The sequence below is a fragment of the Streptomyces sp. RK9 genome (assembly GCF_045070545.1).
Classification (GTDB): Bacteria; Actinomycetota; Actinomycetes; order Streptomycetales; family Streptomycetaceae; genus Streptomyces; species Streptomyces alboflavus.
The window spans coordinates 1,863,484-1,886,358 of record NZ_CP173703.1; the positions used below are offsets into that span (position 1 = coordinate 1,863,484).

General features: G+C 75.3%; 18 protein-coding genes. 8 read left to right on the forward strand and 10 right to left on the reverse strand.

The features are described from left to right. Window positions 1–333: 333 nt before the first annotated feature. From AB6L24_RS07250 to AB6L24_RS07260, 3 genes are all read left to right on the forward strand, one after another. Window positions 334–1,077 (forward strand): hypothetical protein, encoded by a 744-nt coding sequence (locus AB6L24_RS07250; RefSeq protein WP_405653379.1) that lies wholly within the window; start codon window positions 334–336, stop codon window positions 1,075–1,077. Between the two features lie 161 nt (window positions 1,078–1,238). After that, window positions 1,239–4,031 (forward strand): protein kinase domain-containing protein, encoded by a 2,793-nt coding sequence (locus tag AB6L24_RS07255; protein WP_405653382.1) that lies wholly within the window; start codon window positions 1,239–1,241, stop codon window positions 4,029–4,031. Between the two features lie 276 nt (window positions 4,032–4,307). Then, window positions 4,308–5,339 (forward strand): FHA domain-containing protein, encoded by a 1,032-nt coding sequence (locus tag AB6L24_RS07260; RefSeq protein ID WP_405653384.1) that lies wholly within the window; start codon window positions 4,308–4,310, stop codon window positions 5,337–5,339. On the opposite strand, the gene AB6L24_RS07265 is transcribed toward AB6L24_RS07260, so the two are convergent. Genes AB6L24_RS07265 through AB6L24_RS07300 form a run of 8 tightly spaced genes read right to left on the reverse strand, consistent with a single transcriptional unit; the run spans window position 5,323 to window position 13,519 of the window. Beyond that, window positions 5,323–6,648 carry a hypothetical protein gene (locus AB6L24_RS07265; protein ID WP_405653386.1) on the reverse strand — a complete coding sequence of 442 codons (1,326 nt, stop codon included), beginning with the start codon at window positions 6,646–6,648 and terminating at the stop codon, window positions 5,323–5,325. The two genes, AB6L24_RS07260 and AB6L24_RS07265, sit on opposite strands and share 17 nt — an antisense overlap. 45 nt (window positions 6,649–6,693) lie before the next feature. Then, complete coding sequence (locus AB6L24_RS07270) at window positions 6,694–7,716, reverse strand: pyridoxal-phosphate dependent enzyme (RefSeq protein ID WP_405657073.1); 1,023 nt, start codon at window positions 7,714–7,716, stop codon at window positions 6,694–6,696. A 4-nt stretch (window positions 7,717–7,720) separates the two neighbouring features. Then, window positions 7,721–8,959, reverse strand: a complete 1,239-nt coding sequence (locus AB6L24_RS07275; protein ID WP_405653388.1) for a GHMP kinase — start codon at window positions 8,957–8,959, stop codon at window positions 7,721–7,723. After that, window positions 8,956–9,777, reverse strand: coding sequence for a Rossmann-like domain-containing protein (locus tag AB6L24_RS07280; RefSeq protein WP_405653390.1), 822 nt, complete (start codon window positions 9,775–9,777; stop codon window positions 8,956–8,958). The genes AB6L24_RS07275 and AB6L24_RS07280 overlap by 4 nt, the downstream gene beginning before the upstream one ends. Then, window positions 9,774–10,541, reverse strand: coding sequence for a methyltransferase (locus AB6L24_RS07285; protein ID WP_405653393.1), 768 nt, complete (start codon window positions 10,539–10,541; stop codon window positions 9,774–9,776). Before AB6L24_RS07285 ends, AB6L24_RS07280 begins: the two co-directional genes overlap by 4 nt. After that, a complete protein-coding gene (locus AB6L24_RS07290) occupies window positions 10,541–11,371 on the reverse strand; it encodes an ABC transporter ATP-binding protein (protein WP_405653395.1) in 831 nt (276 codons plus the stop codon). The genes AB6L24_RS07285 and AB6L24_RS07290 overlap by 1 nt, the downstream gene beginning before the upstream one ends. Further along, window positions 11,368–12,492 carry a FecCD family ABC transporter permease gene (locus tag AB6L24_RS07295; protein WP_405653398.1) on the reverse strand — a complete coding sequence of 375 codons (1,125 nt, stop codon included), beginning with the start codon at window positions 12,490–12,492 and terminating at the stop codon, window positions 11,368–11,370. The genes AB6L24_RS07290 and AB6L24_RS07295 overlap by 4 nt, the downstream gene beginning before the upstream one ends. Further along, window positions 12,482–13,519, reverse strand: coding sequence for an ABC transporter substrate-binding protein (locus AB6L24_RS07300; protein WP_405653401.1), 1,038 nt, complete (start codon window positions 13,517–13,519; stop codon window positions 12,482–12,484). Before AB6L24_RS07300 ends, AB6L24_RS07295 begins: the two co-directional genes overlap by 11 nt. 383 nt (window positions 13,520–13,902) lie before the next feature. Between AB6L24_RS07300 and AB6L24_RS07305 the strand changes: the two genes are divergently transcribed. The 5 genes from AB6L24_RS07305 (at window position 13,903) to AB6L24_RS07325 (ending at window position 19,812) form a co-directional block, all read left to right on the forward strand. Further along, window positions 13,903–15,177, forward strand: a complete 1,275-nt coding sequence (locus AB6L24_RS07305) for an MFS transporter (RefSeq protein ID WP_405657074.1) — start codon at window positions 13,903–13,905, stop codon at window positions 15,175–15,177. 40 nt (window positions 15,178–15,217) lie between these two features. Next, on the forward strand, window positions 15,218–16,063 hold the full coding sequence (locus AB6L24_RS07310; protein ID WP_405653403.1) for a TauD/TfdA family dioxygenase: 846 nt from the start codon (window positions 15,218–15,220) through the stop codon (window positions 16,061–16,063). Window positions 16,064–16,242: 179 nt separating this feature from the next. Continuing rightward, complete coding sequence (locus AB6L24_RS07315; protein ID WP_405653405.1) at window positions 16,243–16,641, forward strand: molybdopterin-binding protein; 399 nt, start codon at window positions 16,243–16,245, stop codon at window positions 16,639–16,641. A gap of 30 nt (window positions 16,642–16,671) precedes the next feature. After that, entirely contained in the window at window positions 16,672–17,523 is an 852-nt protein-coding gene (modA, locus tag AB6L24_RS07320) for a molybdate ABC transporter substrate-binding protein (protein WP_405653407.1), read from the forward strand. A 54-nt stretch (window positions 17,524–17,577) separates the two neighbouring features. Further along, complete coding sequence (locus AB6L24_RS07325; protein ID WP_405653410.1) at window positions 17,578–19,812, forward strand: ABC transporter permease; 2,235 nt, start codon at window positions 17,578–17,580, stop codon at window positions 19,810–19,812. Window positions 19,813–20,078: 266 nt separating this feature from the next. Here the strand turns inward: AB6L24_RS07325 and AB6L24_RS07330 are convergent, their stop codons facing one another. Both AB6L24_RS07330 and AB6L24_RS07335 read right to left on the reverse strand, forming a co-directional pair. Further along, the gene (locus tag AB6L24_RS07330; RefSeq protein WP_405653413.1) at window positions 20,079–21,569 is read right to left on the reverse strand and encodes a GAF domain-containing protein; all 1,491 of its coding nucleotides are present in this window, start codon (window positions 21,567–21,569) and stop codon (window positions 20,079–20,081) included. Between the two features lie 47 nt (window positions 21,570–21,616). Continuing rightward, window positions 21,617–22,654 (reverse strand): rod shape-determining protein, encoded by a 1,038-nt coding sequence (locus AB6L24_RS07335; RefSeq protein WP_030358581.1) that lies wholly within the window; start codon window positions 22,652–22,654, stop codon window positions 21,617–21,619. Window positions 22,655–22,875: the final 221 nt, after the last annotated feature.

Consider the following 22,875-nt stretch of genomic DNA (forward strand, 5'->3'; position numbering starts at 1 on the left):
GGGCCGCCGACCGGTCCGCCGACGCCTCGCAGGGCCGCGCGGGCGGCTGCGCGAAGGCGGCCGCACCGTCTGCATCAGCCTGCCCGGTCCGGGAACGTGAGGACGCAGTCCTGGAAGACCTCCGCGTCCGTACGCCCTCCGGGGCCGACGCACTGATTCCGGCCACGACCACTCCGTAGGCGCCCGCCGCCCCCTGCGCGGGCGCCGCGCCCCCGCCGTCGGGACCCGTCCCGGCTCGCCCCCTCTACCGTGCCGTCCCCGGTGGGCGGTTCGAGGCGACGGCGAGGTCGGCACGTGGGATCTGTGGCGGATGACGGACGCGGGAGCGGGGACGTGCACTATCCCGAGTACCGGGCCGGGATGGGCGCGCGGGGGCTCGGGCTGCCGGGGCTCGGGCTCGTGGGGATCACCGCGGGGCTCGCGCAGCTCGCGCGCAGCGGGGCGCCGCTGTGGATGCTCCTCGGGCTGCCCGTGCTGCTCGTGGTGCTGTACGCCCTGATCCACGTCGCGTTCCGGCGCAGTGCCACCGTCACCGGGCCCGCAGGCGTCGAGGCGCGGGGGCCGTTCGGCAAGCGCTTCGTCACCTGGCGGGACGTGCAGGCCATCGAGGTCGAGGGCAACCCGACCGCGACCGTCGACGCCGGCGTGGTCCGGGAGTTCGTCCACCTCTACGACCACCAGGGCCACCGGATCCTGCTGCCGCACCTCAACAGCCGCAACCTCTTCGCCTTCCACGAGGACGTACGCGAACTGCGCGCCCTGTGGGAGCTGCGGCGCGGCGCCGACTGGCGGGCCCGGCCCGAGGTCGCCGCACGGATCGCGCGGGCCCGGCGCTCCGCCGACCGCGGCACCGCCTGGCTGCGCGGCATCGCGGCCGGCCTGGCCGCGATGGTCGTCACCGCCGTCGGCTTCTTCGCGCTGCTGCTCGGCGGCGCCCTCGACGACCTCGACGGGCCCGCGGCCGCCCTGCTGTCCCCCGTGATGATCATGGTGGTGCCGGGGGTGGTCTGCGTCGCCGTCGTCGCCGTGGCCGAAGTCGTTCGCAGGAGAGGCGGGCGGGGCGCGAACATCCCGTGAAGGACGTGTGGGGCGCCCTGCGCACCCAGTAGGTTCGGATCCCGCTCGGCAGGCAGCGGGGTTCGGGCCATGGGTGACACGGGTGAGGGGGAGTCGGAGTGCGCCTGGGCACTACCGTCGGAGGGCGCTACCGGTTACTGAGGGGTCCCCTGCGCGGGGGCATGGGCGAGGTGTGGCTGGCCCGCGATCTGCGGTTGCCGCGCGATGTCGTCCTCAAGCGGATGCACGCCGCCGACGAGCCCGGCGCCGCCGTCGGCCGCCTGGAGTCGGAGGCCCGCGCGCTGGCCCGCTTCAGCCATCCGCACGTCGTCACGCTGCACGACGTCCTCACTGTCCCGGCCGCCGGTCCCGCCGCCGCGGCTGGTTCTTCGGCGTTCTGGCTCGTCATGGAGTACGTCTCCGGGGGCAGCCTCGACCGGCGGCCGCCGCTCGGTCCGGCGCGCGCCGCCCGCGTCGGCGCCCAGATCGCCGACGCCCTGGCCGCCCTGCACGCCCGGGGCATCGTGCACGGCGACGTGAAGCCCGCCAACGTCGTCGTCACCCCCGAAGGCCTCGCCAAGCTCGCGGACTTCGGCGCCGCGTACCGCTACGGCGGCCAGGAGACCATCACGCCGCCCGGCATGGTCGGCTACACCCCGGACTACGCCGCCCCCGAGGTCGTCCGCGGCCACCCCGAACCGGCCTCCGACGTCTTCTCCCTCGCCGCCCTCCTGTACGACATCGTCACCGGCCGCCCGCCCCGCCCGCACGCCGGACGCGGCATCGACCCCTACGTCGCCGAACGGCAGGCCGCCCGCGGCGAGGTCGTCCTCGACGCCGACATCGGCCCGCTCGCCGACGTCCTGCCGCCGATGCTCGCCCCGGACCCGGCCGACCGCCCGGACGCGGCGGAGGCGGTGCGCCTCCTGGAGGAGCACGCGGGCCGCCAGGAGCCCCTTCCCGCCCGGGAGTCGGGCGCGGGGGCACTCGCGTTCGGTGTGGAGGCAGGGGAGGCAAGGGAGGCAGGGGAGGGAGTCGAGGAAGGGGACGGGGAGCTCGCCGCCACGGCGGAGTTGGCCGCGTCCACGCGGGAGTTACCGGAGACCGAGAGGGACGTGGAGGGGAGTGGGGCGAGCGCGGGCCCCGGGGTGGATGGGGCTGCGGCGGGCGCGGGCGCGGACCTGGGGGTGGATGAGGCCGCGGGAACAGGGGCCGGGGGCGGGGTGATCGGCGGCCAGGGGGGTGCTGCGGGCGGTCGTGGAGGTGTGGACGGTGACGGGGGTGCGGGCCTGCGGGCCGGTGGGGGTGCCCGCAGGGGGCCGGGTGGCCAAGGGGATGTAGACGGCGGAGGTGACCTTCACGCCGGTGCGGGTGCTCACGGGGGTTCGGGCGGACAGGGGAGCCCGGGCGGTCACGGGAGTTCGGGTGGCCAGGGGAGCCCGGGCGGTCACGGGAGTTCGGGTGGCCAGGGGAGTCCGGTCGGCCGTGGAGGTCCGGACGTACGCGAAAGCCCGGACGCACACGGGGGTTCGGGCGGGCACGGGAGCCCGGGCGGTCACGGGAGTTCGGGTGGCCAGGGGAGTCCGGTCGGCCATGGAGGTCCGGACGTACGCGAAAGCCCGGGCGGTCACGGGAGTTCGGGTGGCCAGGGGAGTCCGGTCGGCCATGGAGGTCCGGACGTACGCGAAAGCCCGGACGCACACGGGAGTTCGGGCGGTCAGGGGAGCCCGGGCGGTCATGGGAGTCCGGACGCACACGGAAGCTCGGGCGGTCACAGAAGTCCCGCCGTCCACGGCAGCCCGGATGCCCACAGCAGCGCCGGACCCCACCAAGGCGCGGACCGCCACGGGCACGCGGGCGGGCACGCGGACGGCCACGGAGGCTCAGGCCGCCACGGACACGCAGACGGCCACGGCCTCCCGGACCCCCGCCCGGGCGCAGCCCGAAGCCGCCCGGGAGTCGGACCGCTCGGGCAGGTGCTGCGCGGCCGGGCCCGGCTCGTGGGCGTGGTCGGGGGAGCCGTCGTCCTCGTACTCGCCGCCGCCCTCCTCGTCCCCCGGCTCGCGTCGGACGACGGCGGCGGGGACCCGGACGGCAAGGCGGGCGACCGGACCGCCGCTTCGGGCGGGGCCGGGCGGTCCGTCGTCGGCGACCACCGCACCGCCGACCCCTGCGCCCTCGCCGACCCCACCGTGCTCAAGCGGTTCGGCGAGGCCGACCTCGACCGGGACTACGGCAACTTCGACCGCTGCGACGTCATCGTGGACACCGGCGACGACGAACCCGTCGACGTCGAGGTGCACTTCGACACCGGCGGCGGCTCCGACCTGCCCGCGCCGCAGCGCACCGAGGGCACCGTCCGCGTGGTGAAGGAGGCCGCGGACAGCGACGCCTGTGTGCGCACGCTGCTGCCCGCGGGGGACCCGGACGTGAACATCTCCGTCGTCGCGAAGCAGGACGAGGGCACCGCGCCGCTCTGCCCCATGGCCGACGCCGCCGCGGCCAAGGCCGTCGACGTGCTCAACGAGGGCCGCATCGCCCGCCGTTCGCCCGCGCCCGCCGCCTCCCTCGTGCACGAGGACGCGTGCGCGCTGCTCGGCCCCAAGGACCTCGAAGCCGTGCCCGGCGTCGACGCGAAGGACCCCGACGTCAGCTTCGGCGGCTGGGACTGCAAGTGGGCGAGCACCACCGGCGGCCTGTGGCTGGAGGTCCGCTTCGACCGCGGCCAGCCGCCGACCGGCGACGACGGCGTCCTCACCCGCGTCGGCGGCCGCCGTGCCGTCGTCCAGCCGGACGCGGAGGGCCCGCGGACCTGCCTCGTCCGCGTCGTCCACCGCACGTACACGGACCCGGGCGGCGACGACGCGGTCGAGACGGTGAACGTCACCGTCGGCGGCGACCCGTCCGACAAGAAGCTGCGCCGCCTCGCCACCTCCTTCGCGGGCAAGGTGGAGGCCGAACTCCGCGCCGACTGAGGCGCAGCCGAGGATGCCGACGCAGTCGAGGAAGTCGAGGAAGTCGAGGAAGTCGACGGGGTCGACGGGGCCGATGAGGTCGACGAATCCGACGACATCGGTGAGGTCGACGCGACCGACGGGCCGGGCCGCGTACCGCCGCACCGCTCAAGGCGCCCGCCGCGCCGCTTCGGGAGGGGTCCCGGACCGGCGCCGCACACTGGCGGGAGGGCGGCGCGGGGGAGGCGGGGGACGCGCACCCGGAGCACCGACCGCGCGGCCGACGGGAGACCGACCATGACCGACAAGGGCAAGGACAGCCAGGCCGGAGGCGGCCGGGCCGGGGACGGCCGGGCCAGGGACAGTCAGGCCGGGGGCAGGCGAGCTGGGGGCGGCCGGGCCGGGGACGACAGGGCCAAGGACAGCCGGGTCAAGGACAGTCAGGCCGGCGGCAGCCGAGCCACGAACAGCCACGCCCCCACCCCCACCCCCCTCGCACCGCAGGCCAGCCTCGCGCGCGGAGTCGCCCCCGCACGCCCCGGCACCCTGCACGCGCGCTCGGTGACCGGCGCCGTCAGGGTGACCCCGCGCCCCGGCCTGACCGTGGCGTTCGGGCGCGGGGAGCTGCCGGAGGTCGCCCTGGCCGTCGGCGAGCACGACCTGATGGTGAGCCGCCGGCACGGGGAGCTGACGTACCGCGGGCACCAGTGGTGGCTGCGCAACACCGGGCAGCAACTCGTCCGGCTGCCGCGCGGCCGGATGCTGCACGCGAGCACCGAACCGGTGCCGCTCGCCACCGGCTACACCCCGCTGTTCGTCCGCGGCTCCGGCTACCGGGAGCACCTGGTCGAGCTGTACGTCTCGGGCCCCGACGACCCCGGTCTCGTGGCGCGCCGCGGCGCGGAGACCCTGCCGCCCAGGCGCTGGTCGCTCGACGACGACGAGCGGCTGCTGCTCGTCGTCCTCGGACAGGAGTACCTGCTGTACGAGGAGGGGCCGCGCCCCCTGACGTACAGCAGGGCCGCACAGCAGCTCGCCTACCTGCGGCCCGACAGGAACTGGAACGAGCGCAGGATCGAGTACCGCGTCGAGGCCGTCCGGCGCAGGCTGCACGACAGCGGCTTCCCGCACCCGCTCCTGCACGACAACTCCGTCGGCCGCCCCTCCGACAACAGCCTCCTGCACAACCTGCTGCGGGGCCTGGTCGAGTCGACGACCCTCGTCCCGCCGGACCTGTGCCTGATGGACGACGACGGGGAGGACGGCGGGACGGGAACGGGGACGAGTACGGGCGAATGCGGGACGGCTGATGTCAGGGGCGCCGACTAGAGGCGGGTGCCAGCGACTCCAGGAGGAACACCGCCGCGTCCCGCACGGACGACGGGACGCGACCGGGTCCGTGCAGCAGGCGGCGCGCGGTGCCCCGCAGGCTCTCGGTGGTGCGCGCCGAGCCGAGGCCCGCGGCGCGCGGGGCGAGGTCCGCGACGAGTCGTTCCGCGTCGGTCCACGCCCCGGCGCCGGTCAGGGCGGCCAGGAGGTGGGCCGAGAACAGGTGGCGGTAGGACGGGTCGCCGGGTGCCGTGGCCGCGCTGCGCAGCAGCGGGACGGCGCGGTCGAAGTCCCGCAGGCGGGCGGCGACCCAGCCCCGGTGGCCGGTCAGCTCCCGCTCGTCGAGCCACCAGGCCCACGCCGGGTCGTGCCGCGAGCCGCCGTCGAGGAACAGGCTGTCGGCGCGGGCCATGAGGTCCAGCGGCTCGCGCCGGGCGCCCAGCATCGCCGTCGCGTGCGCCTCGCGGATCAGGACGAGGGCCGCGACGCGCGGCGGCAGCGGGCGGGGGCCCCGGGCCCGGGCCGCGGCGGCGAGGGCGGCCCGGGGGTGCCCGGCGTGGGTCAGGAGCATGCTGTCGTTGAGCAGCGTGAGGCGGGCCGTCCAGCGGTCGCCGCACAGCTCGGCGAGGGCGAGCGCGCGGACGTTCATCCGGTGGGCGGCCCCGTGGTGGCCCGCGTCGAAGAGGATCCACCCGATCACCTCGCACAGCTCCGCGAGCACGGCGAGCCGGTCGCTGCCCGCGCCCGCGAGGGCGGCGGGGGCCGCGGTCACCTCGGGCACCTCGCGCGCGACCGCCCGCGCGAGGGGGACGGCGGTGGCCCCGCCGCCGGTGGAGTCCAGGCCGATCAGCCGCTGGGTGACGGCACGGAGGGCACCGAGCGAGGGCCGGCCGCGCCGCCCCTCATGCCGGTCACGGACGCCCACGCCCACACGCAGGCCCCCACCCACACGCAGGTCCGCACCCGCGCGCAGGCCCCCACTCGCACGCAGGTCCGCACCCGCACGCAGGTCCGCGCCCGCACGCAGGTCCGCGCCCGCACGCAGGTCCGCACCCGCACGCAGGTCGATGCCCGTGCACAGGTCCGCACCCGTGCGCGGACCAGCACCCGCGCACAGGCCCAGGTCCGCGCACAGGCCCAGGTCCGTGCACAAGCCCAGGTCCGTGCACACGCCCACGTCCGCGCCCAGGTCCACGCCCGCACACAGGCCCACGCCCGCGCGCAGCTCCGCCCCCGCCCAGGGAGCCGAGTCCGCGCAGGGGCCCAAGCCCGCACCCGCGTCCACACCCCCGCCGATGTCCGCCCCCACGCCCAGCCTCCCCACCCCACCGGCCCCCGCCAGGCCCTCCCTTGATCATGTCAAACCGCGGGCCGGGTCCGGGAAGGCCGCCTGCGCCGGACCGCGCGCCGGACCGCGCGCCGGACCGCGCGCCGGACCGGCCGTCGCCTCCGCCCGGGCGGGTGCCCGGGCTCCGGCCCACTCCATCCGGGACCAGGGCAGGGCCAGTTCCTCCAGGGAGGACACCGTGCGGGGCGCGAGGCCGTCGAGGTCGGCGGCTTCGGTGTGGCGGGCGAAGACCGTGTCGACGTAGCGGTGGCCGGTGTCCGCCGCGATGAACACCGTGGTGCCGCCGGGGACTTGGGCGTGTTCCCAGCGGGCCGCCGCATAGCTCGCGCCGGTGGACAGGCCCGCGAAGACGGCGTGGCGGCGCAGCAGGTCGACGCTCCCGGCGAGGGCGGTGTCGAACGACAGCCAGTGGACGGTGTCGTACGCCGTGTGCGACACGTTGGCGAACGGGATCGAGCTGCCGATCCCGGCGATGATGATCTCCGGGTCGGCCACGTGCTCGCTGCCGAACGTGACGCTGCCGAAGGGCTGTACGCCCGCGAGCCGCACCGGGCCCGCGCCGTCCGCGCGCAGATAGCGGGCCAGGGCGCCGGTCGACGCGCCCGAGCCGACGCCGCCGACCAGGGTGAGCGGCGAGCCGTCCGCGGGGGCCGCCGCGCGGACGCGGTCGGCGATCGCGCGGTAGCCGAGATAGTGGATGTCGTCGTGGTACTGCCGCATCCAGTGGTACTCGGGGTGCGCGCGCAGGATCTCGTGCACGCGGGCGACCCGCCGCTTCTGGTCCAGCTTCAGGTCGGAGCTGGGCGGCATCTGCTCCAAGTGGGCGCCCAGGATGCCCAGTTGGGTGCGCAGGGTGTGGTCGACGGTGGTGGAGCCGATGATGTGGCAGCGCATGCCGTAGCGGTGGCAGGCCAGGGCGAGGGCGTACGCGTAGATGCCGCTGGAGCTGTCGAGGAGGGTGTCGCCGCGGCGTACCGCGCCCGTGTCGAGCAGATGGCGGACCGCCGCGAGCGCCGACACGACCTTCATGGTCTCAAAGCGCAGGCAGATGAGTCCCTCGTCGACACGTATCAGGTCGGGGCGGCCGATCGCCTCCGCGATGTGCTCGTCCGTCCCGGCCCTCCCGCCCGTCCCGGCCCTCTCGTCCTTCTCGTCCGTCTCGGCCATGCGGGGGCTCCTCGCTGGTGGGTGAACTGGTGCGGGGGGTGGGGGGATGGGGTGGGTGAGGTGAGTGGTGCGGGATATGAGGAGTGTGAGAGGTGTGCGGGGTGTGCGGGGTGGAGCCCTGCGAGGTCGTCGTGAAGGTGTACGTGGCCGGGATGCCCGCCGCCGCGAGCGCCTGGGAGCAGCGGCGCAGCCGCCCCCGCAGGTCCGGCGCCGCCGGGTCGAAGAGCAGGCCCGCCACGTTGCCGCTGTGCGCGACCTGCACGCCCACCGCGCCGACCCGGCCCGCGATGGCCGTCAGCTCCCCGAACTCCTCGTGCGCGAGGATGCGTTGGCCGCGCCGGGCGCTCTCGGTCGCGACGTGCCCGAGCAGCACCGGGTCGGCGGTGGCGACGGCCCGCCGCAGCAGGGCGCGCAGCCGCTCGTACGCGCGCACGTCCTCGTCGTCGTACCCGCGCGTCGGCAGCGCCAGGGTGTCCACGGGCCGCCCGCCGCCGAGCGCGCAGCCGACGACGACCGCGGGCGGCAGCGCGGCGCCGAGCTCCTCCAGGACCCGGCCCTCCCGCTGCGCGAACAGGAGCGGGCGGCCGTCCAGCATCAGCGGGTCCGACGCCCGCTCGGCGCGCACCGCGAGCCGCGCGATGGCCTCCGGCGCGAGGAGCACCCCGAACGCGTCCGCGACCGCGCGCACCGCCGCGATCACGTCACTGCTCGACGAGCCCATGCCGAGGCCCACGGGCACGGCACCGGCGAGGCGCAACTCGCCGCCGCACAACGGTTCCTGACATCGCGTCGCGCACTCCGCCATCGCGTAGGTGGCGGCCCGCAGCGCCTTGGTGCGGTCGGCGGGCACCACCGTCACGTCCTCGGCGCCCGGGCGGCGTACGAACTCCGCGCGGGTGCCGAGGGCCGGCATCGGGAGGGTGACCAGGCCCGCGCGGCGCCGCCCGCGCTCGTCGAGGAAGACGCCCTGGAGGATCTCGCCGTGGTGACAGGCGGCGTGCCCGGTGCCGGTGGCGGCGCCGGTGGCCGTGGCGGCGCCGGTGGCGGTGCGGGGGTCCGTGCGCGTCCCCGTGCCGGGCCCGTCCTGCGGCGCCGCGTCCCTCACGACCCGCCCTTCGCGCGCGGCTCCGCCCGGTACCGGTACAGGGCCGTCGGCTCGGCGCTGAACTGGGAGAACGGGAACGGCTCCGCGGACAGCGCGGTCACCCCCGCGCCCAGGAACGCCCGGGCCACCGCGCTGCCCGACTGGGCGTACACGATCAGCGGCACGTCGCGTTCGCGGCAGCGGGCGAGGATCGTGTCGAAGGTGCCGTTGCTGAGGGTCATGCCGGTGGCGACGACGGCGTCGGCCGCGGCGAGGACCTCGTGCATGTCGTCGCTGACGGGGTCGCCCCACTGGGTCGTGCGCAGGTTGAGGTCGCAGGGCAGCGGGTCGCCGCCGCGCTCGCGGATGGCCGCGACCAGCGGGTTGACGACGCCGATCAGCGCGACCTTGGCGCCGGGCTCGATGTCGAGGAGGCCCGCGATGGCCGTGTCCCGCGCCACCGCGCGGACCTCCGGCGGACCCGCGGGCAGTGTCACGGGCTCGGCGCCGGGGGCCTCGCGGTGCGGCGCGACGGCGGCCAGGTAGGCGTCGAGCGCGGCCGTGCGCAGCGCCCGCGGCGCCTCTGTGAGCAGCGTGGCCAGTGAACTGCCGGACGCGTCCCGGCAGATGGCCGGGTCGATCTCGCCCGCCTCGAAGGCGCAGCCGCCGAACGCGCCGCCGACGCGCACGAGGACGTACTGGTTGAGGTAGGTGACGTCGCCGCCCGCGAGGCGCGTGCCGTGGTGGATCCAGAACACGCTGGTGGCCGTCAACTCGGCAGGGTCGGGGCCGAGTTCACCGGCGAGCACGGCGGAGAGGAGTTCGTCGACGGTCTTCACGCGAGGCCTCCGCGGATCAGCTGGGACGTGGACTTCGGCGCACGCTGGAACTTGAGGAGGAACGTCAGGACGCCGTCCTGCCAGTCGTGCAGATGGTCGATCTCCGCCGTGAAGCCCCTGTCCAGGGCGTCCCCGACGATGGTGCGCAGATCGGCGGTGTTCGACACGATCACGTACACCTCGCCGCCCGGCGCGAGCAGGTCACGCTCGGCGAGCTGCGCGAAGAACCGCGCGAGCAGCGGCGCGCCCACGCACACGTTGCGTACGACGTCGGGGTCCTCGCTGACCGGCTGGCTGACCGCGGGCGGGTTGAACGTCACGACGTCGACCTGGACACCTGCGGGCAGTGCCTCGAAGACGTCGCCGACGACGGGGACGAGGCGGGTGCCGGGGCGCTCGCCGACCAGGCGGGCGTAGTGCCGGGCCGCCGTGGCGACGCTCTCGGGGTGCACGTCGAGCGCGTAGATCTCCCGCGCCCCGCGCACGCCCGCCGCGACCGCCTCCACGCCGAGCCCGGCGCCCATCGCCGCGTACCGGCGAAAGCGCGTCTCGATGCGGCCGTCGAGCAGCCGCTCGTGGATGAGACGGCTGGTCCAGCCGGGTATGAACACGCCGGGCGGCACGTCGAAGGACCAGCCGTTCCAGGTGTACGAGCGGGGGGTGTGCAGGTCCGCCTTCGGCTGGTTGAGGGCGATGACGCGCGCGGCGGGCAGCGGCGGCGGCAACTGGTCGAGCAGGGCGGCTCCGGTGGCCGTGCTGTCCATCAGTTCTCCTTCGGGGTGGGGGAGTCGACGAGTTCGGGGATGTCGGGTACTTCGGGGGCGGGGGCCGCGGCGACACCCCGGTACGCGACCGCGAGGTGCCCCAGCGGGTCGGGCCCGGTCACCGCGTCCACCTCGAACACCTCGGCGAGGAACCGTGGCGTCAGGACGTCCCGCGGCGGCCCTTCGGCGACGAGGCGGCCGCCGTGCAGCAGGAGCAGCCGGTCGCAGTAGCGGGCGGCGAGGGACAGGTCGTGCAGCGCGACGAGGACGGTCTGGTCGGTGGCGGCGAGCAGGCCGAGCAGCTCCAACTGGTGCTTCACGTCGAGGTGGTTGGTCGGCTCGTCGAGCAGGATCGTGTACGGCTGCTGGGCCAGGGCCCGCGCGATGTGGGCGCGCTGGCGCTCGCCGCCGGACAGCGCCTTCCAGGGGCGCTCGCGCAGCTCGGTGAGGCCGAGGCGGGCGAGGGCCGCGGCGACGACGGCCCGGTCGTGCGCGCCGAAGCCCCGCCACCGGTCGCCGAAGGGCGTGCGGCCGAGCGTCACCACGTCCTCGACCCGCAGGTCGCTGTCGGTGTCGGCGGCCTGCTCCACGAACGCCACATGGCGGGCTATCCGGCGCGCGCCCCACGCCCGGATCGGCTCCTTGTCGTACGCGACCGAGCCGGACGTCGGGGTGCGCAGCCCCGCGAGGCAGCGCAGCAGGGTGGACTTGCCGGAGCCGTTGGGGCCGATCAGGCCGACCGTCTCGCCCGGCGCGATGTCCAGGTCGACGCCGGCCAGGACGCGTCTGCCCGCCACGGACCAGCCGAGGCCTTCGGCGGTGATCCTCACAGTTCCCCCCGCTTGCGCAGGACCAGCAGGAAAAGGGGCACGCCGAGCAGCGCCGTGAACACGCCGACGGGCACCTCCTGCGGCGCGAACGCGACCCGCGCGAGCGCGTCCGTCCACACCAGGAACACCGCGCCCACCAGCGCCGACAGCGGAAGCAGCGTCCGGTGCCGCGGCCCGATCAGGAACCGCACGCCGTGCGGCACGATCAGGCCGACGAAGCCGATGGCGCCCACGGACGCCACCGCCACCGCCGTCATCAGCGACGTCACGATCAGCAGCACCCAGCGCGTCGTGCGGACGTCCACGCCGAGCGACGACGCGGTGTCCGTGCCGAACGAGAACCCGTCCAGGGCGGCCGAGTTGAGCCACAGGACGAGCAGGCCCACCGCCGTCACCGCGGCCGTCACCGCCGTGGTGTCCCAGCGCGCCGGGGCCATCGAGCCGAGCAGCCACTGCGTGATCGCCCGGATCGCCTCGGAGTCGCCCGACGCCATCAGGACGAGCGAGGTCAGCGCCGTGAAGAGCTGCGAGACGACCACACCGGTGAGGACCACCCGGACCGAGTCCAGGCCGCCCTTCCTGAGCAGCAGCATCAGCAGCCCGAACGACACCATCGCGCCCACGAAAGCGCCGCCGGTCACCCCGAGCGAGGCGGACCCGACCCCGAGCACCACCACCGCGACCGCGCCCGTCGACGCCCCCGAGGAGATGCCGAGCAGATACGGGTCGGCGAGCGCGTTGCGCGTGATCGCCTGGAGCGCCGCGCCGCACACCGCGAGCGAGGCACCCACCAGCGCCGCCATCACCACCCGTGGCACCCGCAGCTCCCAGATCAGCGAGTCCACCAGGCGCGGCAACGGCTCGACGTCCAGGCCCAGATGGAACCCGGCCGTGCGCACCACGTCGGCGTACGACACGTCGGTGGTGCCGATCCGCACGGACGCGACGAGGGAGACGGCGAGGGCGAGGCCGGCGAGGAGGTGGAGGGCCGCCGCGGACGGCGTGGTCCGGAGCGCCCGGCGTGCCGTCCGCCCGGGGGCGGGGGCCGCCGGGGGCGGTGGCGCCGCGGCCTCCCGGGCCGAGGGGTGCAGCAGGTCCGGGGCGCCCGGCCTAGCGGGCATACCCGAGGTCCTTCATCCCGGCCGTGAGGCGCGGCAGCGCGCCGACCGTGCGGACCGACGGGTCCATCTCCGTGCCCGGGATCTCGATGAACCGCTTCTTCTCGACGGCGTCGAGCTTCGCCGTCACCGGGTTCGCGCGGATCGCCTTCAGCTTGTCGGCCGCGCTGTCGCCGGGCTTGCCGCGCTCCGAAAGGTCGCCGATCACGATGAAGTCCGGGTCGCGCTCGGCGATCTGCTCCCAGGTGACGGTCGGCCAGTCCTCGTCGATGTCGTCGAAGGCGTTCTTCGCGCCGACGGTCCTGCTCATCTCGCTGGGGATCGCGCTCCTGCCCGCTACGTACGGGGTGTCGCCGTAGACCGAGTACAGCCAGACCACGGTGGGTTCGCCCTTGACGCGGTCCTTGGTCTTCGCCGCCTCGGCGAGCGTGCCGCGCTGCTCCTCGACGAGCTTCGCGGCGCGCTTCTCGACGTCGAAGATCCGGCCGAGGTCACGGTAGTCCTGGAAGAGCAGCTCGAAGGGCGACTTGGCCTTCTTGCCCGCCCCCGCGGTGTTCTGCTTCGGGCAGTCCACGGCGCTCACGAACGACGGCAGGTCGAGGTCGGCGAGCTCCTCGCGGGTGCCGACACGGTCCTTGGTGAAGTAGTCGGTGAAGCCGCCGATGGTGAAGTCCGGGGTCGCGGCGCGCAGTTGCTCGCTGGTCAGGATCTTCGGGCTGAGCACGTCGACCTTGTCGTACGCCTTCTTGTACTCGGGCGCGATCTTCGTCTTCAGGTTGGACGTACCGGCCATGCGGTCCTGGAGGCCGAGTTCGAGCAGGACCTCCGTGGAGGACTGGTCGAGGGCGACGGTGCGCTCGGGCGGCCCGTCGAAGCTCAGCTTCCGGCCGCAGCTCGTGACGGTCGTCTCCTTGCCGCCCGCCCTGTCGTCCGACGCGGAGCCGCCGCCGTCGGAGGACGAGCAGCCGACGGCGGTGAGGGCGAGCGTGAGGGCGGCTATGCCGAAGCGGGCGGGGTGGCGGTGGCGCATGGGACCTCCGGTCTCGGGTGGGACGCGATAAGGGTACTGTAATGGCAATCATTTTCATTAATGGGTCCCGGGGTGGCCTCCGCCGGTCGGCGGCGCGCCACCGACCCTCCTCAACTGCCGCTTGTCGCAGGTCAGTTGGGTGCCGGTGCCGGGCCGCATAACGATTTCGAGATCCGTACGAGGGCCGTGGGAGGCCCGTGCGGACGATTCTGAGAGGAGTGCGTCACGTGGCGACTACGCCGATACGGACGGAGCCGGACGAGACCGACGAGGGCGACGGGGTCGACAAGGCCGGAGGGGCCGGAGGGGCCGGAGGGGCCGGTGAGCCTGAAGCGGCCGAGAGGGCGGGTCGGGGGCCGGGTGTGCTGCGGGATCTGGCGTTCCTGCGGCTCTGGTGCGGGACCACCGCGTCCGGGCTCGCGACCTGGGCGCTGCCCTTCGTGCTCGGGCTCGCCGTCCTCGACCGGACCATCGGCGCGGCGACGCTCGGCCTGCTGCTGGCCGCCCGGACCGCGGGCTTCCTCGTGGCCGTCGCCGTCGGCGGGGTCCTCGCCGACCGGTACTCGCGGCGTGGCGTCGTCCTGTGGGCGGGCCTCGCCGCCGCGGCCGCGACCCCGCTCCTCGCCCTGGGCCTCGGGCGGTCGCTGCCGCTGATGCTCGCCGCCGCCGTGGTCGCGGGCGCGGGCCAGGGCGCCTGCCGCCCCGCCTTCCAGGCGCTCACCGCCGAAGTCGTCGACGAGGACCGCCGCCAGGCCGCGAACGCCGCGATGACCCTGTCGGTACGGGCCACCACCCTCGCCGGACCGTCCCTGACGGCGCTGCTCGCCGTCGCCCTCGACACCTGGACGCTGCTGCTCGGGATCGGGGTGCTGTGGCTGGTGGCGGCGCTGATGCCGGGGCCGGGGGCGGGGCGGCCCGGGGCCGACGCGGCCGAGGGCGCCGACGCCGACGGCGTGGACGACGACGGCGCGGGCCGTGACGGTGCCCGCCGACGGCCTTCGTTCTTCGGGGAGTTCGCCGAGGGGCTGCGGGAGGCGCGGCGCCACCCCTGGTTCCTCGCCGGGCTCGGCGCGCTCACCGTCGTCATCAGCACCGGCTACTCGGCGACCGGCGTCGCGCTCCCGCTGGTCAGCCGCGACAAGTACGACACCGGTTTCGTCCTCGCCGCCGCCATGACCGCGTACACGCTGGGCGCGCTCGGCGGGGCCGTCGTCGTCGCCCGCTGGCGCCCGCGCGCACAGGGCTGGGCCGCGCTCGCGGGCCTCGGCCTGTACGGCTTCGCGCCGCTGAGTCTGCTGCTTCCCGTGCACTGGGCGGTCGTCGTGGCCGCGTACGCGGTGGCGGGCATCGGCATCGAGCTGTTCAACGTGCCCTGGTTCACGGCGACGCAGCGCGAGGTGGCCCCCGACAAGCTGGCCCGGGTGTCGTCCCTGGACTTCATGCTGTCCTACGGCCTCGCGCCCGCCGGGCTCGCCCTGATCGCCCCGGCCATCGAGCAGTTCGGGCCCCGGCCCGTGCTCGCGGTGTGCGCGGTGCTGTGCTTCGCGGCGCCCGCGGCGGCGGCGCTGGTGCCGAGCGCGCGGGGGTTCGCGCGGCGGGAGCGGGAAGAAGAGCGTGCGGTGCGCGACGAGCGTGAGGGAGGCGTACGGGATGAGTGACCTCCGGTTGGACGGAGATCTTCGGCCGGGCGGGGATCGCATGTCGGGCGGGGATCGCCGGTCGGGCGGAGGGCGCCTGTCGGACGGGGATCACCCGGCGGCCGACGGGCGCCTGCCGGACGCCGTGCCCGGCCCCGGCCCCGGCGTCGTGCCGCCCCGCGTCCCGCCCGAGCGCGTCGACGACGCCCCCGCGCTGCTCGCCGAGCACGGCGCCGTCGTGCTGTCCGCGTACGAGGCGGGCGGCGGCGATCCTCTCGCCCTCGCCGCCGCGCGGGTGCTCGGCGCCCGGCTGCGCGAGCTGTACCCGCAGCGGCTGCGGACCTCGCGGGACGGCGGCCCCGTCCACCTGCACGCGGACAGCTTCGACGTGCGGGTGGACGTGGGCGGCGTCCCCAGCAGACGCCGCCACCCCGACGAGGACCATGTCTTCGTGCGCTGCGAGCGCCCGGCGCCGTCCGGCGGGCACTCCTTCGCGGTGGACGCGGGCCGGTTCGTGGACGGGCTCGCGACGGCCGACCCCGAGCTGGCGGACTTCCTGACGGGGTGCGACGTGGACCTGTACGGGGCGTGGGCGGGCCTGCGCGGGCTGCCCGCGACGCCGCAGGTCGGACGGCACGTGGAGTGGACGCGCACCGGGCGCCGGATCGTGCGGCGCACCGACGGCGCGATGCCCCTGCACCGCGATCCGCAGGCCGAGCACATCACCGCGATGCTGGAGCGCTTCACCCGTGCCGTGCACGGCCTGGAGGACGCGCTGCCGCGCTTCCGGCTCGACGCGGGCGACATCCTCGTACTCGACAACTACCGCTGCTGGCACGGACGGGACGGGCACGCGGGGGAGCGGACGGTGCGGATCCTGACGGTACGGAGCACGGAGGCGCGCTAGCGGGCCGCCCCGGGCGGGACGGGGAGGCGCGGTGACGGACTCACCGGACCGCGCCCCCGGACCACGCTTCCCGGCCGCCTTGGCGCATCGTCCAGCAGATGGAACAGCACCTCGCATCTGCGATGTAGGTTCGCCCGAACTTTTACAACTGCCAGGCAAACGGGCTTATCGTGCTGCACATGCAGTCCTACACCATCGGTCAGGCCGCCCGGCTCCTCGGCGTCAGCCCCGACACCGCCCGCCGCTGGGCGGACGCCGGGCGGGTCGCCACCCTGCGGGACGACGCCGGGCGCCGCGTCATCGACGGCCGCGACCTGGCGGCGTTCTCCGTGGAGCTGGCCCAGGCGGGCGGCGCCACCGAGGGCGAGGACACGTACACGTCCGCGCGGAACGCCTTCCCCGGCATCGTCACGGCCGTGAAGCTCGGCGACGTGGCCGCGCAGGTCGAGATCCAGGCGGGCCCGCACCGCCTGGTCTCGCTGCTCACCCGCGAGGCGGTGGAGGAACTCGGCCTGGAGGTCGGCATGGAGGCCACCGCCCGGGTGAAGTCCACCAGTGTGCACATCGATCGCGTCTGAACCCTCGAACGCACCCTAGGAGTCCCGCGCATGTCCCCCGTTTCCCCTGCCTCGACCCTGTCCCGCGCCGCGCGCTCCGCGCGGGGCGGGCGCCGCGCCGCCGCCGCGGTGGCCGCCGCCGCGCTGCTCCTGCCGCTCGCCGCCTGCGGCGGTGACGACGACGGCGGCAGCAAGAAGGACAAGGGCGGCAAGGGAGGCAAGGGCGGTGGCGTGCCCGAGGCCGACCTGACCGTGCTCGCCGCCGCGTCGCTCACCGACGTGTTCAAGACCATCGAGACGACGTACGAGAAGAAGCACCCGGGCACGAAGCTCACCTTCTCCTTCGCCGGTTCGCAGGAGCTGGCCGCGCAGGTCAAGCAGGGCTCGCCCGCCGACGCGCTGGTCACCGCCGACACCAAGACCATGGACGGCCTGAAGTCCGACGTCGGCTCGCCGAACATCATCGCCAAGAACCGCCTCGTCATCGCCACGCGCGACGGCAACCCCAAGAAGATCAAGAGCCTCGAGGACCTCACCGACAGCGGCCTGAAGGTCGTCCTCGCCGCCCCCGAGGTGCCCGTCGGGCGTTACAGCCAGCAGGTGCTCGACGCCCAGAAGCTCAAGGTCGAGCCCGTCTCGCAGGAGACGAGCGTGCGCGGGGTGCTCAGCAAGGTCGAGCTGGGCGAGGCCGACGCGGGCATCGTCTACAAGACGGACGCCGCGACCGCCCCCGACAAGGTCGACGCCGTCACCATCCCCGACGCGCAGAACGCGGTGGCGTCCTACCCGGCCGCCACGCTCAAGGAGTCCGGCCACAAGGAGGCCGCGGACGCCTTCGTGAAGTGGCTCGGCACGCCGGAGGCACAGAAGATCCTTCGGGACGCGGGCTTCCAGAAGCCGTGACGCGAACCGTGAGCCTCTGAACCCCAGATCCGCCCCGTACGTCAGGACCCTCCGATGAACCGCTTCCGCAGCCGACCGCCGCGGCCGGGCGGGGGCCGTGTCCGCGCGCCGTTCGTGCTCGCGGTACCGGCGCTGCTCGCCGTCGCGTTCCTGCTGATGCCCCTCGTGGGGGTCCTGGCCCGTACGGAGTGGGGGCAGCTCGGCGACCACCTGAGCAGCCCCGGCGTGACCGAGGCCCTCAAGCTGTCGCTCATCGTGTCCTTCTGGACGCTCGGGCTCTCCTTGCTGCTCGGCGTGCCGCTGGCCTGGCTGCTCGCGCGGGTCCCGTTCCCCGGGAAGGCGCTCGTCCGGTCCCTCGTGCTGCTGCCGATGGTGCTGCCGCCGACCGTCGGCGGGGTCGCGCTCCTGCTCGGCTTCGGGCGGCGCGGGCTGCTCGGGCCCTGGCTTGAGGACACCTTCGGCGTCGTCCTGCCCTTCCACACCTCCGGTGCCGTCGTCGCGGCGACGTTCGTCTCCATGCCGTTCCTCGTCATCAGCCTGGAAGGCGCGATCGCCGGGCTGCGGCCCAGCTACGAGGAGACGGCCGCGTCCCTCGGCGCGTCCCCGGCGCGGGTGTTCCGCACCGTCACGCTGCCCATGGTCGCGCCCGGACTCGCCGCCGGGGCCGCGCTCACCTGGGCGCGGGCGCTGGGCGAGTTCGGCGCGACGATCACGTTCGCGGGGAACCTGCCCGGGACGACCCAGACGCTCCCGCTCCAGGTGTACCTGCTGCTCCAGGACTCGCCCGAGGCGGCCACCTCGGTGTCGCTGCTGCTGCTCGCCATCGCGATGGCGGTGCTTGTGGCGTTGCGGGGGCGGTGGACCGGGGGTGGTGGGGCCGCGGGGGGCGGTCGGGGGCGGAGGTCCGTCGGGGGCGGTGTGGATGACGGGGGCGTTGACGGGGCTCTGGGCGGGGCTTTCGGCGGGGCGGGCGATGGTGGCGGGGCGGAGGCTGTGCGTGGGGCGGGTGCCGATGCCGATGCCGATGCCGTACGAGGGTCGCGTGCCGGTGCCGCGAGTGCGGTGGGCGCTGGCGCCGTGAGCGGAACGGGCGCCGATGCCCCGCGCGGGGCGGACGCCGACGCCGTACGGGAGCCGGGTGCCGATGGCGTGAGCGGGGCGCGTGCCGATGCCCTGCGCGGGCAGGGCGCCGACCCCGTGCGGGACCGTCCGGTCGTCGACGGCCTCGCCAAGGTGCCCGAGTCCGGTGGGAGTTGGGCGTTGCACGCGGACGTCACCGGGTTCACCCGGCTCGTCCTCGACGCCGAACCCGGCACCACCATCGCCGTCGTCGGGCCCAACGGCGCCGGCAAGACCACCCTCCTGCGCGCCCTCCTCGGCCTGACGCCCCGCGCCCACGCCGCCCTGCGCCTCGGCGACGCCGACGTCAGCGCGCTCGCGCCGCACCGGCGGGGGGTCGCCTGGGTGCCCCAGGACGGCGCCCTCTTCCCGCATCTGACCGCCCTCGGCAACACCGCGTACGGGCTGCGGGCCCAGGGCGTGCCGCGCGCGGAGGCCCGGCGGGCGGCGCAGGCGTGGCTCGACCGGCTCGGCGTCGGGCACCTCGCGCACCGCAGGCCCGCGCAGCTGTCCGGCGGGCAGGCCGGGCGGGTCGCCCTCGCCCGGGCCCTCGCCGCGCGGCCCCGGCTGCTGCTCCTCGACGAGCCGCTCGCCGCGCTCGACCAGACCACGCGGGCGCATGTGCGGCACACCCTGCGGGGGCACCTCGACGGCTTCGGAGGGGTCTGCCTCATCGTCACGCACGACCCGGTCGAGGCCGTGTCCCTCGCCGACCGGGTCCTTGTGCTCGACGACGGGCGGGCCGTGCAGGACGCGCCGCCCGCCGAGGTCACGCGGCACCCGCGGTCGCCGTGGGTGGCGCGGATGCTCGGGCGCAACGCGTGGCCCGGCGCGGTGGCCTCCGACGGTGCGCTCGCGCTCGCCGGGGGCGGGCGGCTCGTCGTGGCCGATCCGCTCGACGCGGGGGCGCGGGCGCTTGCCGTCATCGCGCCCGAGGCGGTGTCCGTGCACCGGGAGAAGCCTGCGGGGAGTCCGCGCAATGTGTGGGCCGGGACCGTGCGCGAGATCACCACGGCCGGGAGCCGGCTCCGCGTCCTCATCACGTCCCCGGACGCGCCCGACCTCGTCGCCGAGATCACGCCTGCCGCTGCGGCCGAGCTCGCCCTGGCGGACGGGGCCGCCGTCTGGACGAGCGTGAAGGCCACCGAGGTCTCCGTCGTCCCTCTGTAACCCACCGCACCCCCGACACGGCGCTCCGCGCCTGGTCCTCGATCGCCGGACGGGCTCTCTCCCACCCACCCGCCCGAACTTGCACCGGCCTGGCCAGAAGCGCGGCACCCTCAGCCCCCGAAACAGCTCAACCCGCAGCGCCTCTCCGGCCCGCCCCGGGGCAGTAGTTTTCAGCCCGTCCGGCGTTTGAGGACGAGGCGCGGAGCGCCGATTCGAGGGAGGACTGTCCCACCCGCCACGGGACGCCTGCCTACGGGGTCCAGGGGCTACAGCGGCGCCTGCCACGTCACCGTCGTCCCCGCGCTCACCCCATCCGTCTCCCCGTCGTCGTACACAGTGAGCCGCACCCCGCTCCGCCCGTCGGGCAACCCGACCCCCGCGTCGACGACGACGTCGACCCGGGTGACGGCGAGGCGCCGGGACGCCGCGGCGAGGGCCCGCCGCAGGGCCCGCAGGAGCCGCCCGGCGGCGGGTTCGGTGACGCGCGTGTCGACGGCCCCGCTGAAGTGGACGGACGGCTGCACGCCGAGCACCGCGGCCGCCCCGGCCGTCTCCTTGAGCACCTTCCCCCGGAACGTCGTCGGCGCGTCGGCAGGCGGCTGCTGCAGGGCGAAGATGGCCGTCCGCACCTCCTGGATGGTGGACTCCAGCTCGTCCACGGCCTGGTCGAGCGCCGTCCCCACCGGCGCCGAACCGGCCCTGCGCCGCGTCGACTCCAGCATCATGCCGGTGGCGAAGAGGCGTTGGACGACGAGGTCGTGGAGGTCGCGGGCGATCCGGTCGCGGTCCTCGAAGACGGCGAGCCGCTGCCGGGACTGCTGCGCGTCGGCGAGGACGAGGGCGAGCGCGGCCTGGGAGGCGAACTGGGTGGCGAGGAGCCGTTCGACGGCCGTGTAGGGGTGGTCGCCGCGGCGGCGCGGCAGCGCGAGGGTGCCGATGAGGCGGCCGCCCGCCTGGAGGGGCAGCATCATGCTGGGCCCGAAGCGGGACCGTACGTGGGTCGTCATGCGCGGGTCGGTCGCGGAGTCCTCGATGAACACGGGTTCGCCGCCGAGGAGTTGTTCGAGGACGGCGCTGCCGGGTTCGATGGTGGTGCCGATCAGGTCGTTCTGGGCGGCAGCGGCGGGGTGCCTGCGCCGCTCGGGCGGGAGCCCGCCGCCCGCGGCGTCCGTGGCGGCGGCGACGATGGTCATGCCGCCGGCGGGCGTGGGCTGGAGGACGACACCGGCCGCGGCGCCCGCGAGCAGCCGGGCCTGCTGAGCCACCGTCATGAGGGCGTCGGCGGCGGCCTCGCCGGTGAGCAGGGCGGTGGTGACGGCCGCGGCGCCCTCGATCCAGCGTTCGCGCTGGCGGGCGGTCTCGTAAAGACGGGCGTTGCCGACGGCGATCCCGGCCTGCCCGGCGAGGATCCGCAGCAGCCCGCGATCGGAGTCGCTGAACGCCCCGGCGGACCCGGCGGCGAGGTGAAGGGTCCCGAACTCCTCGTCCCGCACAAGAATGGGAACGCTCAACGATCCCGCCCCGCCGGCCTGGCGCACCGCCCCGGCGGCTCCGCCCACCCCGGCGGAGTCGCCCCCGTCCCCCGCCGTGAACACCTCCCCCGCACCGACCTCGAGCACCCCCCACCGCGCCTCGGTCAGGCGTACCGCGCTGGTCACGATGTGTTGGAGCGTGGCGTGGAGTTCGAGTTCGGTGCCGACGCTGAGGACGGCGTCGAGGAGCAGGGGCAAGGGGGGTGTGGTGACGTCGTCGGTCATGGCGTCGGCGTACTTCCGCGTCGGTTCGAGGCCACGCCCGGTGGTGGTCAGCCGGCCAGCGGGTCGAGGACCAGTGGTTGGATCTTGCCTTCGAGCATCGCACCCAGGCCGAGCACCGCGCACACGTCGGGCCGTTCCGCGATGCGTACGGGCATGCCGGTCGCGTTGACGAGCATCTGGTCGAGGCCGGGGAGCAGCGCGCTGCCGCCGACCATCATGATCCCGCGGTCCGCGAGGTCGGCCACCAGGTCGGGCGGGCAGTCCCGCAGGACCTTGCCGATGCCGTCGAGGACCGCGGTCAGCGGCGTGTGGATGGCGTCCCGGACGGCGGCCGTCTCGACCTGCACCGAGCGGGCGAGGCCGGTCGCCACGTCCCGGCCGTGGATCTCGGTGGACTCCGGGCCGTGCGGGGTCAGGCCGTTGCCGCTGAGGGCGAGCTGGAGCGGGCGCACCGACTGCGAGGGCAGCATCAACTCGTGCTGGTGGCGCAGGTGCTGCACGATCGCGTGGTCGATGGCCTCACCGCCGACGGGGATCCGCTCGGCCGTCACGATCGAGCCGAGGGAGAGCACGGCCACCTGCGTGGTCGCCGCCCCGCACACCAGGATCATCGACGCCTCGGGCCGCTCCACGGGCAGCCCGCAGCCGACCGCGGCCGCGATCAGGGTGTCCACCAGCTCCACGCGGCGCGCGCCGAGCCCGACCATCGTCTCGACCGCCGCCCGCTGCGCCAGCGGGTCCGCGTCGTGCGGGGTGCACGCGGCGGCCCGCAGCCTCGGCTTGCGGCGCAGCGTGCGCCGCAGCTTCTCGCCGAGCAGGTGCCGCAGCATCCGCTGGCACATCTCGATGTCGACGACGGTCCCGCCGGACACGGGCCGCACCACCCGGATGTAGCCGGGCGTGCGCCCCGTCATCTGCTCCGCGAACTGGCCCACCGCGATCAGCGCGCCGGTGCGGGTGTTGACGGCGGCGGCACTCGGCTCGTCGACGACGAGGCCCGCGCCCTTCACGTACACGCGGGTCCGCGCGGCCCCCAGGTCGACGGCGATATGGCAGCGACGCAGCTGTTCCAGGCTGACGGTCATGGCAGATCCTCCCGAGAGCGCAGACCGTGTGGACCGCCGGACGGCGTTCCTGTCTCGCATCGTGCGGCGCCCGGGGGCGGGCCGCGCGCTGGGGTGCGCCGGGCGGGGCGCCGCCGGGCGGGTGATCCTCGGACCGGCGGCGTTCCCCTGAGTTCGGACGCCGGACCGACAACGGCTTGAGGCGGGGGCCCGTGCGCCGGTTAGCATCCCGTGTGACACGA

Bases quoted from the DNA above. Each gene is read 5' to 3' on its own strand.
- AB6L24_RS07295 (WP_405653398.1), bottom strand. From the start codon at position 12,492: ATGCCCGCTAGGCCGGGCGCCCCGGACCTGCTGCACCCCTCGGCCCGG.
- AB6L24_RS07325 (WP_405653410.1), top strand. From the start codon at position 17,578: ATGAACCGCTTCCGCAGCCGACCGCCGCGGCCGGGCGGGGGCCGTGTC.
- AB6L24_RS07310 (WP_405653403.1), top strand. From the start codon at position 15,218: ATGTCGGGCGGGGATCGCCGGTCGGGCGGAGGGCGCCTGTCGGACGGG.
- AB6L24_RS07285 (WP_405653393.1), bottom strand. From the start codon at position 10,541: ATGGACAGCACGGCCACCGGAGCCGCCCTGCTCGACCAGTTGCCGCCG.
- modA (WP_405653407.1), top strand. From the start codon at position 16,672: ATGTCCCCCGTTTCCCCTGCCTCGACCCTGTCCCGCGCCGCGCGCTCC.
- AB6L24_RS07330 (WP_405653413.1), bottom strand. From the start codon at position 21,569: ATGACCGACGACGTCACCACACCCCCCTTGCCCCTGCTCCTCGACGCC.
- AB6L24_RS07300 (WP_405653401.1), bottom strand. From the start codon at position 13,519: ATGCGCCACCGCCACCCCGCCCGCTTCGGCATAGCCGCCCTCACGCTC.
- AB6L24_RS07270 (WP_405657073.1), bottom strand. From the start codon at position 7,716: ATGAAGGTCGTGTCGGCGCTCGCGGCGGTCCGCCATCTGCTCGACACG.
- AB6L24_RS07260 (WP_405653384.1), top strand. From the start codon at position 4,308: ATGACCGACAAGGGCAAGGACAGCCAGGCCGGAGGCGGCCGGGCCGGG.
- AB6L24_RS07335 (WP_030358581.1), bottom strand. From the start codon at position 22,654: ATGACCGTCAGCCTGGAACAGCTGCGTCGCTGCCATATCGCCGTCGAC.
- AB6L24_RS07255 (WP_405653382.1), top strand. From the start codon at position 1,239: ATGGGCGAGGTGTGGCTGGCCCGCGATCTGCGGTTGCCGCGCGATGTC.
- AB6L24_RS07315 (WP_405653405.1), top strand. From the start codon at position 16,243: ATGCAGTCCTACACCATCGGTCAGGCCGCCCGGCTCCTCGGCGTCAGC.